General features: G+C 68.6%; 11 protein-coding genes and 1 tRNA gene. 8 read left to right on the forward strand and 4 right to left on the reverse strand.

Translation table 11 applies throughout. The annotated features are described in order from the left end of the window. Nucleotides 1-10: 10 nt before the first annotated feature. Nucleotides 11-961 carry a glycosyltransferase family 2 protein gene (locus ITJ85_RS06755; RefSeq protein ID WP_217915593.1) on the reverse strand — a complete coding sequence of 317 codons (951 nt, stop codon included), beginning with the start codon at nucleotides 959-961 and terminating at the stop codon, nucleotides 11-13. Between the two features lie 117 nt (nucleotides 962-1078). Between ITJ85_RS06755 and ITJ85_RS06760 the strand changes: the two genes are divergently transcribed. Then, nucleotides 1079-1151 (forward strand) — tRNA-Ala (locus ITJ85_RS06760). Here ITJ85_RS06760 and ITJ85_RS17600 read toward each other — a convergent pair. Then, the gene (locus tag ITJ85_RS17600) at nucleotides 1105-2277 is read right to left on the reverse strand and encodes a tyrosine-type recombinase/integrase (protein WP_217915936.1); all 1173 of its coding nucleotides are present in this window, start codon (nucleotides 2275-2277) and stop codon (nucleotides 1105-1107) included. The genes ITJ85_RS06760 and ITJ85_RS17600 overlap by 47 nt on opposite strands. Then, the gene (locus tag ITJ85_RS06770; protein WP_217915594.1) at nucleotides 2274-2525 is read right to left on the reverse strand and encodes a hypothetical protein; all 252 of its coding nucleotides are present in this window, start codon (nucleotides 2523-2525) and stop codon (nucleotides 2274-2276) included. The genes ITJ85_RS17600 and ITJ85_RS06770 overlap by 4 nt, the downstream gene beginning before the upstream one ends. A gap of 295 nt (nucleotides 2526-2820) precedes the next feature. On the opposite strand from ITJ85_RS06770, the gene ITJ85_RS06775 reads away from it, so the two are divergent. From ITJ85_RS06775 to ITJ85_RS06805, 7 genes are all read left to right on the forward strand, one after another. Then, nucleotides 2821-3618 carry a TY-Chap2 family putative peptide chaperone gene (locus tag ITJ85_RS06775; RefSeq protein ID WP_217915595.1) on the forward strand — a complete coding sequence of 266 codons (798 nt, stop codon included), beginning with the start codon at nucleotides 2821-2823 and terminating at the stop codon, nucleotides 3616-3618. Between the two features lie 410 nt (nucleotides 3619-4028). Next, a complete protein-coding gene (locus ITJ85_RS06780) occupies nucleotides 4029-7121 on the forward strand; it encodes a BPTD_3080 family restriction endonuclease (protein ID WP_217915596.1) in 3093 nt (1030 codons plus the stop codon). Between the two features lie 2 nt (nucleotides 7122-7123). Beyond that, complete coding sequence (locus ITJ85_RS06785; protein WP_343232980.1) at nucleotides 7124-9904, forward strand: DNA methyltransferase; 2781 nt, start codon at nucleotides 7124-7126, stop codon at nucleotides 9902-9904. Continuing rightward, nucleotides 9904-11970: a 3'-5' exonuclease gene (locus tag ITJ85_RS06790; RefSeq protein WP_217915598.1), complete on the forward strand. Its 2067-nt coding sequence runs from the start codon at nucleotides 9904-9906 to the stop codon at nucleotides 11968-11970. The genes ITJ85_RS06785 and ITJ85_RS06790 overlap by 1 nt, the downstream gene beginning before the upstream one ends. A 235-nt stretch (nucleotides 11971-12205) precedes the next feature. Further along, nucleotides 12206-12406 (forward strand): hypothetical protein, encoded by a 201-nt coding sequence (locus ITJ85_RS06795; RefSeq protein WP_217915599.1) that lies wholly within the window; start codon nucleotides 12206-12208, stop codon nucleotides 12404-12406. 93 nt (nucleotides 12407-12499) lie between these two features. Then, nucleotides 12500-12700 (forward strand): hypothetical protein, encoded by a 201-nt coding sequence (locus tag ITJ85_RS06800; protein ID WP_217915600.1) that lies wholly within the window; start codon nucleotides 12500-12502, stop codon nucleotides 12698-12700. 131 nt (nucleotides 12701-12831) lie between these two features. Beyond that, the gene (locus ITJ85_RS06805) at nucleotides 12832-13137 is read left to right on the forward strand and encodes a hypothetical protein (protein ID WP_217915601.1); all 306 of its coding nucleotides are present in this window, start codon (nucleotides 12832-12834) and stop codon (nucleotides 13135-13137) included. Between the two features lie 21 nt (nucleotides 13138-13158). Here ITJ85_RS06805 and ITJ85_RS06810 read toward each other — a convergent pair whose 3' ends face one another. After that, entirely contained in the window at nucleotides 13159-13722 is a 564-nt protein-coding gene (locus ITJ85_RS06810; RefSeq protein WP_217915602.1) for a tyrosine-type recombinase/integrase, read from the reverse strand. Nucleotides 13723-13801: the final 79 nt, after the last annotated feature.

Raw genomic sequence — 13801 nt, forward strand, 5'->3', positions numbered from 1 at the left:
TACGCGGGTGCTATCGGAGCGCGGCGTCCCGGCCTGAGGCCTCCGGACGGGCGGTCCCCCGAGGCGTTCCCGCTCGCCGCGCCACCCGAAACCGGCCGCGCACGGCCGCCTCGTCCAGGTCGCCCCAGGAGCGCACCGAGTGGGTGATCAGCGCGCCGCCGGCCACGAGGTCGTCCGGGTGGGCGGGCAGGCCGCGCCAGCGCAGGGCCATCGGCCCGCCGGGTCCGCCGAGGTCGCCGATCCGGAAGCCCGCCGCGACGGTCATCAGGCCGAACAGGTGGTCCTCGCTCAGCCCCGAGGAGGCCAGCTCGGACAGGTCCAGCCAGCCGCGGGCCTCGAGCGCCCGTACGGCCCGCGCGGGCTGGATGAACGCGCCGCCCAGGGCGTGCTCGCCGGGCGCGTAGCCGTTGGCCCGCGCAGCCGCGCGCAGGCGCCGCAGCGTCGCGCGCCTGCGCCGGTCAGCCAGGCCGAGCGGGCCCGCCTCGCGGGCGAGCAGCCGCGCCGCCGGCCCGAAGTCGCGCGGGCGGCCGTCGGGGCCGGTGCGGTGGCCGCCGAGCATCCCGAGCCCGGGATCGGCCGCGACGCGGGCCGCCGCGACGTCTTCCAGGCCCGGCCCGAGCAGCAGCGCGTCGGTGTCCATCCGCAGCAGCAGGTCGAAGCGCAGGCGCGCGCACGCGTACCGATAGCCGGCCGCCAGCTTCACCCACAGCCCGCCCCGGTTGCCCGCTGCCCCCGCCGGCGCCGGGACGGCGTGCACCTCGCGCAGCGCGGCCGCAGCCGCCGCCGCGGGGCCCCCCGGGTCGCCGGTGTCGTCGACCAGCACGACCGCGTGCGAGGGGTCGGCGTAGGCCGCGATGCTGTCGAGCGTGTCGGCGACGTCCTCGCCGGGGCCGACGGGCATGACGACCACGAGCCGCACGCGCGACGGCGCCGCCTGCTGCTGAGCGGACGAGGGGCGCACGGGGTCATGCAAGCAAGCCCCGCCCGCCCGGTGAAGCGGACCCGGTCGCGCGGCCCGCCGCGGGCGAACGCGCCGCGCTTGCCTGTCGCCGCCGCTGGCCTATACTCAGCCGGTCCCGGGGGATTAGCTCAGCTGGGAGAGCGCTACGCTGGCAGCGTAGAGGTCACCGGTTCGATCCCGGTATCCTCCACTGACGAGAAAGGCCCGCTCAGCGGGCCTTTCTCTTGCGGCGGCTCTTCCTGGAACACCACCAGGACACCACGGCGGAGCGCTTCCAGGCTCCCCGCGGGCTCGTCGAGCAGCACGTGCGAGTAGACGTCGAGGGTCACCGACGCCCGCCCGTGGCCGACGACGCGCTGGATCACCGTGATCGGCAGACCGGCCATGACGAGGCGGCTGATGAAGCGGTGGCGCAGGTCGTGCGGGGTGAGGTGGCGCAGCCCGGCCGCGGCGCAGGCGCGCCGCATCGCCTGGCGGATGGTCTGGGCAGTGAGGTCGGGGAAGAGGGGAGCCGCAGCATCCCGCGGGCCGGTCAGCGTCGCCCCCAGGCAGTCGGGCAGCGGCACCCACCGCCGGCCCGCCGTGCCGCCCTTCGTGCGGCCGCGGGCGACCCGCATCCGCCCGCGTGGCGGGTCGAGGTCGCCGTAGGTGAGGGAGAGCAACTCCCCGACCCGCAGGCCCGCGCCGTCGAGCGTCTGGACCGCCAGCCGGCACGCCGGCGCGATCGCTCCCTCGATGGCCCGGACCTCCTCGAAGCTCGGCGGCTCGATCTCGCCCTCAGCCTGGCGCGGCAGGCGGACCTTCGGGCTGCGGGCCGGGTTGGGGACGACGTCGCCCCAGTCGAGCACCAGACGCAGCACGCTCAGGTACTTGCCGAGCGTCGCCGGCTGGATGTCTGACTGCTCGCCGATCCACGCCTGCACGTGGGCGGGCGTGATCTCCTGTGGCGCCCGCTCGGCCAGCGAGCCGAAGCGATCGACCGCCTGGGCGTACACCTTCGCCGTGTTCTCGCTGGCGTCGATCCGCGACGCGAGGTACGCCCGGGCGACCTCGCCGAGCGGCGGCGGGGCCGGCGGAGGCACGAGCTCACCGAGGTCCGGGATCCGCCGGGCGGCCAGCTCGCCGGCGATGAAGCGGGCCCGCTCTTCGGCCTGGCGACGGGTGCGGAAGCTGCCGCCGTGGCGCACGCGTGAGCCACGGCCGCCGAGCCGGTAGCGGACGACGTAGCGCACCTCGGCGCTCGCGCCGCGCTTGGCGCTCACCCAAGCGCCGTCGCCGCCCTTGCGTCGGGTGACGATGAAGACGGACGGGCTCATACCGGTCGCACTCTCTCACCGTCGCGGTAAGTGTGCTCCTCGAGCAGGCGCCGCACGTCTTCGCGTCGCACGAAGACCTTGCGGTGCCCGGGCAGGGTGACGACCGGCAGCCGGCGGAAGATCGCCTCGACGGTCGCGTGGCCGACGCCGAGCTCCTCCCGGAGTCCCTTTTGGTCGATCAGCTTGGGTAGGCGCTCGGGCGCGCGGGGGGCACGGGCGGCGCTGAGGCGGGTGACGGGAACGGCCATGGCGGTCTCTCCGATGGTCGGCGCTGTCTCCCGTCACCAGGTAGATGCTCGCGGCACGCCGGTTTCGCCCCCGTCTCCCAAGAGATCCTCGAACCTCTCCACGGCCGGCAGCTCCGTAGCGAGCCAGAACGCCCGGCCGGTCTCTCAGTGGGCCGTCCGGGCTGCGCGCCGCAGACGCCGGCTGCCAGTCTGAGGTGGACGCCACGCGAACATCGGACGGACACCATTTTGGACCGACCACACACTTGCATCTGCCGATGCGGACACCGGTGTCCGGACGTCCGCACACGTGATTGTGGGAGTTCTGGACGGCGATCTCGACGAGCGCCCGATGGGAAGCGGCGCAGTGCTTGAGCCCGAGGAGACCGAGCCCGAGTTTCTTCCGAATCGGCAGGTGCTCGAGGCCGTCTCGTGGCGGGTGGCGTCGGAGCTGGTGCGACGGCATCCGCGCCGGCTGCGCGTCATCGAGACGCACCCAGGCGGCGGCCAATACGACTGCTTGACGCTCATCGATCGCCGCGGCTGGCGTGGCGGCCATATCGATCTCAATCGCATCGGGACCGCTCACGTGCACGTGCGCTTCGACGACCCGAACCGGGACGGCCATCACCGGTACCACGGCTTCTGGGGCGCCTACCTCAGCGAACACCCGCTCGAGGTGCTGCGTATGCTGGAGCGGCACGCGGGGCTTCCAGATGTCGGGCACTTGCCGACTTCAACACGGACATCGCTGTCGTTCCGCTTCGCCGCTTCCTGTATGGCGCCGGTCGCGCTCGGCCTTCGCCGCTGGGAGTGGCGAAACGGCTTCGATGACAACTCGGGATGGGAAAGCGGCGTGCGCGAGGATCTCTTCGCCGCGTTCCCGGCCCTCGCGGAGCGGCGCGCCGTTCGTTTGGACGGCGACCCGTTGTCTTCCGAGTACCGCTTCTGGTTCCTTCTGCGTGAGGGGGAGCCGCTGCTCGCGCTCGAATCGGTCGGGCTCGTCTGGGGCTCTGATCGCACCGCTGCTGTCGATCTCCGGGATGCGTACCGGCGGGCCGGCCGCCGCCTCGCTCCGCTGGTGAATGCGCTCGTCGGTCCCCACCTCGATTGATGGCGCCGCCGCCGGACAGGGAGGACGGACGCTGTACCGACCCAAGGTGCCCAGGCTCTGCGGCGATGTTCTGCGCCACGGACCGTAAACCGTTGCTCGCTCCTCGCCGGGGGCTGCGCAACTCATCGCGTACTGCGCCGCCGACTGGATGAGTCGGCCGCCTCGCCAAGCGCCTCGGAATGCGCCACGCCGCACTCGCGCGGCTCGAGGCCGCGGATCACGTGCCCACCGTGACGCCGTGCGCCGCGCGGCACTGCGGTCGCGCGCGATGACGACCGCCACCTCGACCTTCGGTCAGGCACGCCGCGACGGTTGGGCCGGGAGTCGGCGACCAGGCAGGAGTTCCGTGTAGGCCGAGGTCGTCGATCAGCGGATGCGGTCGGCCAAGTCCCTCATTAGGGTCTGGGTCCATGAGGTCTGGGTCCGGCGAGTCCAGCACGATCGAGGCGTTCTTCGAGCGCCCGATCTTGAACTCGCCGTATGCGCGCCCCCGGCTACATTGGGAGCTCGACGAGAACGGGCAGCCGACGCACAGGGTCGTCGAGCGCCGCCGCCCTGCGGAGTTCGTCACACCGATCCCCAAGCCGAGGAAGCGCAAGCGCGGGGCTGAGCAGCAGCTGGGGCTGCCTGAGGGCGACGGCGGTATCGCGAGCGAGGATCAGCGATACGACCCGACGTCGATGATCAACGAGGTTCGCGACCTGGTTGAAGCATGGCGGGCACTTCCCAACCCCGGCGATTGGGGCGTCACGCCCGAGACGACTCGCCTCCTGCAGCACTGGCGTCATCACGAGTTCGCCGGCTTGCGGCCGTTCTTCTGCCAGGTCGAGGCGGTCGAGACGGTCATCTGGCTCACCGAGGTCGCGCCCAAGCGCGGCAAGCGCGAGAAGGGGGTGCTCGCACACCTGGCGAACGCGAGCGCTGAAGCCAACCCCGATCTTCTTCGAGTTGCGCTGAAGCTCGCCACTGGGGCGGGGAAGACGACCGTCATGGCGATGCTGATCGCCTGGCAGACGGTCAACGCGGTGCGGCACCCGCAGAGCAAGCTCTTCACCCGCGGGTTCCTGGTCGTCGCCCCCGGCATCACGATCCGGGACCGCCTCCGGGTGCTGCTCCCCAACGATCCGGACAGCTACTACGCGAGTCGTGAGCTCGTGCCGCCCGACATGCTCGGAGACCTCGGCCGGGCCAAGATCGTCATCACGAACTTCCACGCCTTCAAGCGCCGGCAGCGGATCGAGCTCTCGGCCGGGGGACGGCGGCTCCTGCAGGGGCGAGGCGCTCCCATCGACACGCTGGAGACCGAAGGACAGATGCTCCAGCGGGTCATGCCGGACCTCATGGGGATGAAGGGCATCCTCGTCCTGAACGACGAGGCGCACCACTGCTACCGCGAGAAGCCGGTCTCGGACGAGGGCAAGCTGACCGGCGACGAGCGCAAAGAGGCCGAGCGCAACAGGGAGGCGGCTCGGCTCTGGATCTCAGGGCTCGAGGCCGTCCACCGCAAGCTGGGGGTCGCGCAGGTGGTCGATCTCTCGGCGACCCCCTTCTTCCTGGCTGGCTCCGGTTACGTCGAAGGCACGCTGTTCCCGTGGACCATGAGCGACTTCTCGCTCATGGACGCGATCGAGTGCGGCATCGTGAAGCTGCCGCGCGTCCCAGTCGCCGACAACATCCCGGGCGACGAGATGCCGATGTTCCGTCGGCTCTGGGAGCACATCCGCGAGAAGATGCCGAAGAAGGGGCGCGGCAAGAGCGCCGATCTCGATCCGCTCAGCTTGCCGCCCCAGCTCCAGACCGCACTGGAGGCGCTCTACGGCCACTACGAGAAGACGCATGAGCTCTGGCGTCAGGCCGGCATCCGCGTGCCCCCGTGCTTCATCGTGGTGTGCCAGAACACCGCGATCTCGAAGCTCGTCTACGACTACATCGCCGGGTTCAACCGGACCCACCAGGATGGCAGCACGACGTTCGAGCACGGCCGGCTGCCGCTCTTCCGCAACTTCAACGAGCACGGCGAGCCGCTCCCGCGTCCCAACACGCTGTTGATCGACAGCGAGCAGCTCGAGTCCGGCGACGCTCTCGACAGGGGCTTCCGAGCGATGGCGGCGGACGAGATCGAGCGCTTCCGTCGAGAGATCATCGAGCGGACCGGCGACCCGACGCGAGCCGAGGGAATCACCGACCAGGACCTCCTGCGGGAGGTGATGAACACCGTCGGGCGTGCCGGCCAGCTCGGGGAGTCGATCCGATGCGTGGTGTCGGTCGCGATGCTTACCGAAGGTTGGGATGCCAACACCGTCACCCACGTGCTCGGCGTGCGGGCCTTCGGAACGCAGCTTCTCTGCGAGCAGGTCGTCGGACGGGCCCTCCGTCGTCAGTCCTATGAGCTGCGCGACGATGGGCTTCTCGACGTCGAGTACGCCGACATCCTCGGCATCCCGTTCGATTTCACCGCCAAGCCTGTCGTCGTACAGCCCCAGGCGCCACGCGAGACGGTGCAGGTGCGGGCGGTGCGCCCCGAGCGCGACGGTCTCGAGATCCGTTTCCCGCGCGTGGTCGGGTACCGCGTCGAGCCTCCCGAGGAAGTCCTCGACGCAGACTTCTCGGACGACTCGACCCTCGTGCTGACCCCCGAGTGGGTGGGCGCCACGAACACGCGCAACTCGGGGATCATCGGACGTCAGGTGGACCTCACGCTGGTGCACACCGGTGACGTCCGCGTGTCCCAGGTCGTCTACGAGCTGACGTCGCACCTCCTGATGAGCAGGTGGCGCGACGCCGACGGGCTGCCGCGTCTGGCGCTCTTCGGTCAGCTCAAGCGGATCGTTCGGAAATGGCTCGACCACCATCTCGTCTGCAAGGGCGGCACCTACCCGGCGCAGCTGATGTACAAGACGCTCGCGGACGAAGCCGCAAATCGCATCATGGCCGCCATCAACACGCGGTACGCTGGCGAGCGGCCCGTGCTGCCCGTCTTCGACGCCTACAACCCGGCCGGCTCGACGGCGCACGTCAACTTCACTACGACCAAGCGGGACCGGTGGGAGACCGACCCCCTCCGCTGCCACGTCAACTGGGTCGTCCTCGACAGCGACTGGGAGGCCGAGTTCTGCCGCGCCGTTGAAGCCCACGAGCGGGTGCGAGCCTACGTCAAAAACCAGAACCTCGGCCTCGAGGTGCCCTACCGGCACGGTTCCCACAAACGGACGTACATCCCTGACTTCATCGTCCTCATCGAGGACGGGCGCGGCGAGGACGACCTCCTTCACCTGGTCGTCGAGATCAAGGGCTACCGCGGCGAAGACGCGAAGGACAAGAAGCTCGCGATGGAGACCTACTGGCTGCCTGCGGTCAACCACGCCGGCGGCCATGGGCGCTGGGCGTTCGCGGAACTGGCCGACATCTACACGATAGAGGCCGACTTCGAGTCGGTTCTGCGTCAGAAGGTCAACGATCTTCTCGAGCAGGTTGCCCCCGTTGTGTCGAGTCAGGAATCGTAGGAATGAACGTAAGGCGCACCAAGGTTCCGAGGTCCGTGGAGGCGCTCGCCCACGTGGACGATACGCGCGTCAACATCCCAACCGCCGAGTACGAACCGGTCGTCGAAGACGACACGCGTGCCGCCATCCGCGTCGCCTATGAGCGCCGCAACAGGGACCTCGATCCGCAGCTCGTCTGGCGCGGGAAGGACGAACAGGACCTCAGCGATCTCGTCGTCGCGGCGCCGCCCATCTACATCCAGGAGAAGGTCCACCCAAAGGCGCTCATCGACGCTCTCAGCCGGCGTTCGGACGGAGCACCTCCCTCAGACGAGCAGATGGATCTCTTTGCCGACTTCAACGGCTTGGAGGCCGACGCCGACCGAACCGACTTCTACCAGCACGAGCAGAACTGGACGAACCGGATGATTCTCGGTGACTCGCTCCAGGTCATGGCGAGTCTCGCCGAGCGGGAGGGCCTTCGAGGCAAGGTTCAGTGTATCTATATCGACCCGCCGTACGGCATTAAGTTTAACAGCAACTTCCAGTGGTCAACTACAACTCGGGACGTCAAGGACGGCAAGTCTGACCACATTACCCGCGAACCGGAGCAGGTAAGGGCATTTCGAGACACCTGGCGGGATGGCATCCACAGCTACCTCGCGTATCTCCGTGACCGGCTCACCTTGGCGCTTGATCTTCTCTCGCCAACCGGCTCGATCTTCGTCCAAATCGGTGACGAGAACGTCCACCGCGTGCGCGCGCTCCTAGACGAGGTATTCGGCGGCGAGAACTTCGTGAGTCTGATCTCCTTCGTTACCACCAGCGGTTTTACTCAGGCGTCCGCTCTTCCGCGCACTGGGGACTACCTCATTTGGTACGCGAAGTCGACAGATTTGATGAAGGTGCGGCCGCAATGGATTCATGCGCCCGCTCGGCAAGGCTACCGCTGGCTTGCAATCGACGGCTGGCAGCGGGCCATGACCACAGCGGAGGAGGGCGGTGAGGCGGCACTCCCAGACGGTGCCTTTGTTTACAACGCGGACAACCTGATATCGCAGGGCGCTGCCAACGATTCGCAGCCATTCGAGCACGAGGGCAAGACCTACACGCCGCCCGCAAACGCGCATTGGAAGGCCAACTATCCAGCGGGGATGAGACGCCTCGCTGCGGCGGGGCGAATTCACACGGCGCGCAACAGCATCCGATACCGACGGGGCCTCAACGACTTTCCGTACCAGGTGCGGACTAACCTCTGGACCGACACCGGCACTGGAAACTTCACCGACGACAAAGTTTACGTGGTCCAGACGGCGTCCAAGGTCATCCAGCGGTGCATCCTCCTCACTACCGATCCAGGCGACTTAGTGCTAGATCCGACCTGCGGCTCAGGGACCACGGCGGCGGTATCGGAAGAGTGGGGCCGTCGATGGATAACCATCGACACGTCCCGAGTGGCCCTGGCTCTCGCTCGCGCGAGGATCATGGGCGCCCGCTATCCGTATTACGTGCTGGCCGATTCCGCGGAGGGTCATGCCAAGAAGGCAGAAATCGGCGGCGGTTCGTTTGCCGGTCGCGCGTTTGGTTCGAGCGTCCGCCAAGGTTTTGTCTATGAGCGCATTCCACACGTCACGCTAAAGTCAATTGCGAACAACGCCGAGATCGACGCCATATGGGAGCGTTGGACGCCGACGGTCGATGCTCTCCGCGCGGATCTGAACGCGGAGCTGTCCACGAGCTGGGAAGAGTGGGAGGTCCCGCGGAATCTCGAAGAGGCTTGGTCTCCTCGCGCAAAGGATCTGCACGAGAAGTTCTGTGCAGCGCGCAATGAGCGTCAGGCCGAGATCGACGCATCAATTGCCTCCAAGGCTGAGCAGGAGATGCTGTACGACCGCCCGCATGAGGACAAGCGAAAGGTCAGGGTGGCCGGCCCGTTCACCGTAGAGAGCGTGAGTCCCTATCGATTCCTCGGCGTGGATGAGAACGATGAGCTGATCGACCCGCTCGCCAACGAAACGGGCGAGGATGCGGCCGAGCAGGCGTTTGTGCGCAACATCCTAGAGAGCCTTGGCGCTGCGGGCGTCCAGCAGGTCCACAAAGATGACCGGATCGTCTTCACGGCGCTCACCCCGTGGCCGGGAGAGCGAGTGTGCGCGGAGGGGCGCTACCTAGAGGGCGAGGTCGAGCGACGAGCCGGAGTCTTCGTCGGGCCGGAGTTCGGCAGCGTGCTCCGTGCGGACCTGGTGGAGGCCGCGCGTGAGGCCGCGGACGCCGGGTTCGATGCCCTAATCGCATGCGCCTTCAGCTACGAGCCTCACACGACGGAGTTCACGAAGCTCGGGCGGCTACCGGTCCTGAAAGCTCGCATGAACGCCGACCTACACATGTCCGAGGATCTAAAGAACACCGGCAAGGGCAATCTCTTCGTCATCTTCGGCGAGCCGGATATCGATGTGCTTGACGCTGGCGACGGGAAGATCCAGGTGCGGATCAACGGCGTGGATGTGTTTGACCCGAGTGCCGGAGATGTTCGCAGCGACAGCACCGAAGGCATCGCGTGCTGGTTCGTGGACACCGACTATGACGAGGAGAGCTTCTTCGTCCGCCACGCCTACTTCCTCGGCGCGGACGATCCGTACAAGGCGCTGAAGACGACCCTCCGCGCGGAGATCGACGCCGACGCATGGGCCACGCTCAACAGTGACGTCTCGCGGCCGTTCCCGAAGCCCGAGACCGGGCGCATCGCCGTCAAGGTCATCAATCACCTGGGCGACGAGGTGATGAAGGTCTTCCGCGTCAGCTGATGCGGTTCCTCATCGCCGACACATTCACGGACAGCCTCGCCAAGCTGGCCGCCGAGGAGCAGAAGGCCGTCAAGATGACGGCGTTCGACCTCCAGACCAATCCGGCGCACCCAGGCCTCAAGTTCCACCGCCTCGACCGCGCGAAGGACAAGGACTTCTGGTCGGTCCGGGCCGGGCGGGACATCAGGATCATCGTGCATCGTCGCAGCGGAGACGTGGTCCTCTGCTATGCCGATCATCACGATCCCGCCTACGCGTGGGCCGAGCGGCGTCGGATGACGACACACCCGACGACCGGGGCCGCGCAGCTCATCGAGGTGAGGGAGACCGTCCAAGAGGTGATCGTCCCGGTCCACGTCCCTCAGGAGGCGCCTGCGCCGGCCGCCCCGGCGCTCTTCGCCGACCGCTCGGACGACGAGCTCCTCGGCTATGGCGTGCCCGAGGAGCGGGTCGCCGACGTCAGGGCGGCGACGGAGGAGTCGCTCCTCGTCCTCGCGGACGACCTCCCCGCAGAGGCGGCCGAGGCGCTGCTCGAGTTGGCGACCGGCGGCACTCCGCCGGTGCGACTCCTCATTCCTGGCGGTGATCCCTTCGAGCACCCCGACGCGCAGCGACGCTTCCGGGTCATGCACGACATCGAAGAACTCCAGCGGGCGCTCGACTACCCGTGGGACCGATGGATGGTCTTCCTGCATCCGGCGCAGCGGGAGATCGTCGAGGGGCGCTTCTCCGGGCCCGCCCGCGTCTCTGGGGCGGCCGGCACGGGCAAGACCATCGTCGCGCTCCATCGGGCGGTGTTCCTGGCGGGGGACGATCCTGACTCGCGTGTCCTTCTGACGACCTACTCCGACACGCTGGGCGAGGCACTCCGTGCGCGCCTCGGCCTACTCGTCGGCAACCGGCCCCGTGTGGCGGAGCGTCTCGAGGTTCGCTCGATCACCGAGGTCGGGCGGACGCTCTATCGCGCGCGGTTCGGCGAGCCGCGGATCGCATCACGCGCTGCGGTCGCCGAGATCCTCCGCGAGGCGGCGAGCTCGGTCGAGGCTCACCCCTTCTCGGAGCGCTTCCTGGCGGCCGAGTGGGAACACGTCGTCGATGCCTGGCAGCTCACCACCTGGGAGGCGTACCGGGACGTGCGCCGGCTCGGTCGGCGTACGCGCCTCGCGGAGTCGCAGCGCGCCGTCCTGTGGCAGATCTTCGAGCTCGTGCGAGCGGGACTCGCCCAGAAGGGGTTGCTCACGGAGTCCGAGGTTCAGGCGCGTCTTGCAGAGGCCATCGTCGCCGATGGCAGCAGTCCTTACAGTCACGTCGTCGTCGATGAAGCGCAGGACATGGGCGTCGCCCACTTGCGTCTTCTTGCCGCGCTCGGCGGAAACCGCGCCGACGGGCTGTTCTTCGCGGGTGACCTCGGTCAGCGGATCTTCGCTCAACCGTTCTCGTGGAAATCCCTGGGCGTCGATATCCGGGGGCGCTCACGAACCCTCCGTGTGAACTACCGGACGTCTCACCAGATCCGGACGAACGCGGATCGGCTTCTCGACCCGGAGCAGTCGGATGCCGACGGCAACGTCGAGAGCCGCGCCGGCACGATCTCGGTCTTCAACGGCCCCGCGCCGGAGGTCAAGGTGCTCGACGACGCGGCCGCCGAGATTTCGGCTGTCGCCGAATGGCTCCGCACCCGCCTGGAGGAGGGCTTCACGGAGGGCGAGCTCGGCGTCTTCGTCCGCTCGGGGGACGAGATCGAGCGTGCAGAGCGAGCCCTCGCCTCGGCGGGCGTCGAGGGAGTGCTCCTCGATGACGGAAATCGCATGGCGAACGGCCGCGTGGCGGTGAGCACGATGCACCTCGCGAAGGGGCTCGAGTTCCGCGGGGTCGCGGTGATGGCGTGCGACGACGAGGTGATCCCTTCGCAGGCGCGAATCGACGCGATCGCCGACGTCGCCGACTTGGAGGACGTCTACTCGACCGAACGGCACCTCCTCTACGTCGCGTGCACGCGCGCACGGGACAACCTCCTCGTCACGGGAGTGCGGCCCGCGTCCGAGTTCCTGGATGACCTGACGTGACCACTCCGGCGTCGTAGCGGCTCGCAAAGGCCGCAAGCAACGAGAGGCTCGCCATGCTGGACGCCCGTCCGATCCGGGAGACTCCGACGAGCGAAGAGGTGCGCGAGGATTTCGGACCTCGTCCGCGTCCCCCGCGGGCGGAAGCTGTGATGCGTGCTGGGTACGACAGCGGGCCGACGCCCTGCAGATAGACCTCGAGGACGTCGAGCCGATCGACTATGACGAGAACGTAGGTGTGGCGGGCAGCGTCGCTGTCGCCGGAGGTCGCATCGTCGGGATCGAGCTGCTCTCGCCGGCGCGCCGGCTCGAGGATCTCGCCGAGGTCGCTCGGCGTCACGGCCTCGACTACGAAGCATCGAGGTCCGCGGCTCGGGCTGCGCTCGCCGCACCGGACCGGCGGGTCACGATCGATGTGGCGGCGCGAGTGATCGCTTAGTCCGTCGCGCCGTTGGTGGCGTGGCCGGGCGACAGGCCGTACAGCCAGTCCTTGGCCGTTGGCCGCGCCTCGCAATCGGGGTACAGTCGTTCCATGAGCACGAGAACGACTCAGCAGCACACGTTTGCCCGAACTGATCTCGTGCGCTCCCTTTCGGAGGTCGAGCATCGATACGGCATGTCCTCGGAGCAGTTCCGGGCTCGCTGGCTCGCCGGCGAGCTCGACCATGGTGACTTCGATTTGAACCGTTGGTGGGGGCTGCTGGCCCTCGCCGATCGCGCCAGGGGCGCGTAGCCCCCGTCGCGCGACTGTCGGGGTTGCGCGCACCGGGACGTCGGCCGAGGCCGAGGCACGTCAGCGCACACCTGGCGGAGGTCGATCAAGAACTCGCCGCCGTGGGGATCGGCTTTCGACCTCCCCACGCGATGCCGCTGGAGCGTTCCGCGACGCTCGGACTCGTGGATGCCCGGGTCGAGGTGCCCGGGCATCCTGACGCCGTGGTGAAGGTGTTCGAGGTCATCGATATGGATCTGGGCGATGACCCTCGCGAGACGTACTCGTACCGGCTTGTCATCGACGGCCACCAGGTGCTCGGCTGGGATCGCGACGGCGTCGGGCCCGACCATGGCCACAGAGGGTCGGCGGACGACATGACGACGGACCACCCGGCAGAGACGATGACGCGGCAGGAGTTCCTTCGCCGAGTTGCCGAGCATCTCGGGGGCGGCTGAGCAGCGGTCGCGCGTCCGCGCTCAACCGGCCCCGGACACCACCGGAACACCACGCCGGGGCGTTTGCTCGGTCTCCTCGCGCTGACCGACCTGCCGATTTGCAGGTAGTTCGCCTAACCAAGAGGGTCCCGATCGAGGATCCCGGTATCCTCCACTGACGAAAGGCCCGCTCAGCGGGCCGTTTTCACGCGGAGGCCCCTCCTGGAACACCACCAGGAGACCACGGCGGAGCGCCTCCAGGCTTCCGGCGGGCTCGTCGAGGAGCACGTGGGAGTAGACGTCGAGCGTCACCGACGCCCGCCCGTGGCCGACCACCCGCTGGATCACCGTGATCGGCAGGCCGGCCATCACCAGGCGGCTGATGAAGCGGTGGCGGAGGTTGTGCGGGTTGATGTGGCGCAGCCCGGCCGCCACGCACGCGCGCCGCATCGCCTGGCGGATGGTCTGGGCGGTGAGGTCGGGGAAGAGGGGAGCCGCGGCGACGTGCGGGCCGCCCAGCGTCGCCGCCAGGCGATTGGGGTTGCGGCACCAGTGCCGACCTGCCGTGGCGCCCTTCGTGCGGTCGCCGGGGGGGCTCGCCTCCACCTCGTGCGGGCGGGCCGAGGCCGCCGTAAGCGAGAGCGGCGGCTCCTCGCCTGGCCGGTTGCTCCGTGCGTACCTTCCT

Origin of the sequence: Miltoncostaea marina (assembly GCF_018141525.1) — a bacterium.
In the GTDB taxonomy this organism is placed as follows: domain Bacteria; phylum Actinomycetota; class Thermoleophilia; order Miltoncostaeales; family Miltoncostaeaceae; genus Miltoncostaea; species Miltoncostaea marina.

Bases quoted from the DNA above. Each gene is read 5' to 3' on its own strand.
- ITJ85_RS06780 (WP_217915596.1), top strand. From the start codon at position 4,029: ATGAGGTCTGGGTCCGGCGAGTCCAGCACGATCGAGGCGTTCTTCGAG.
- ITJ85_RS06805 (WP_217915601.1), top strand. From the start codon at position 12,832: ATGCCGCTGGAGCGTTCCGCGACGCTCGGACTCGTGGATGCCCGGGTC.
- ITJ85_RS17600 (WP_217915936.1), bottom strand. From the start codon at position 2,277: ATGAGCCCGTCCGTCTTCATCGTCACCCGACGCAAGGGCGGCGACGGC.
- ITJ85_RS06770 (WP_217915594.1), bottom strand. From the start codon at position 2,525: ATGGCCGTTCCCGTCACCCGCCTCAGCGCCGCCCGTGCCCCCCGCGCG.
- ITJ85_RS06800 (WP_217915600.1), top strand. From the start codon at position 12,500: ATGAGCACGAGAACGACTCAGCAGCACACGTTTGCCCGAACTGATCTC.
- ITJ85_RS06785 (WP_343232980.1), top strand. From the start codon at position 7,124: ATGAACGTAAGGCGCACCAAGGTTCCGAGGTCCGTGGAGGCGCTCGCC.
- ITJ85_RS06790 (WP_217915598.1), top strand. From the start codon at position 9,904: ATGCGGTTCCTCATCGCCGACACATTCACGGACAGCCTCGCCAAGCTG.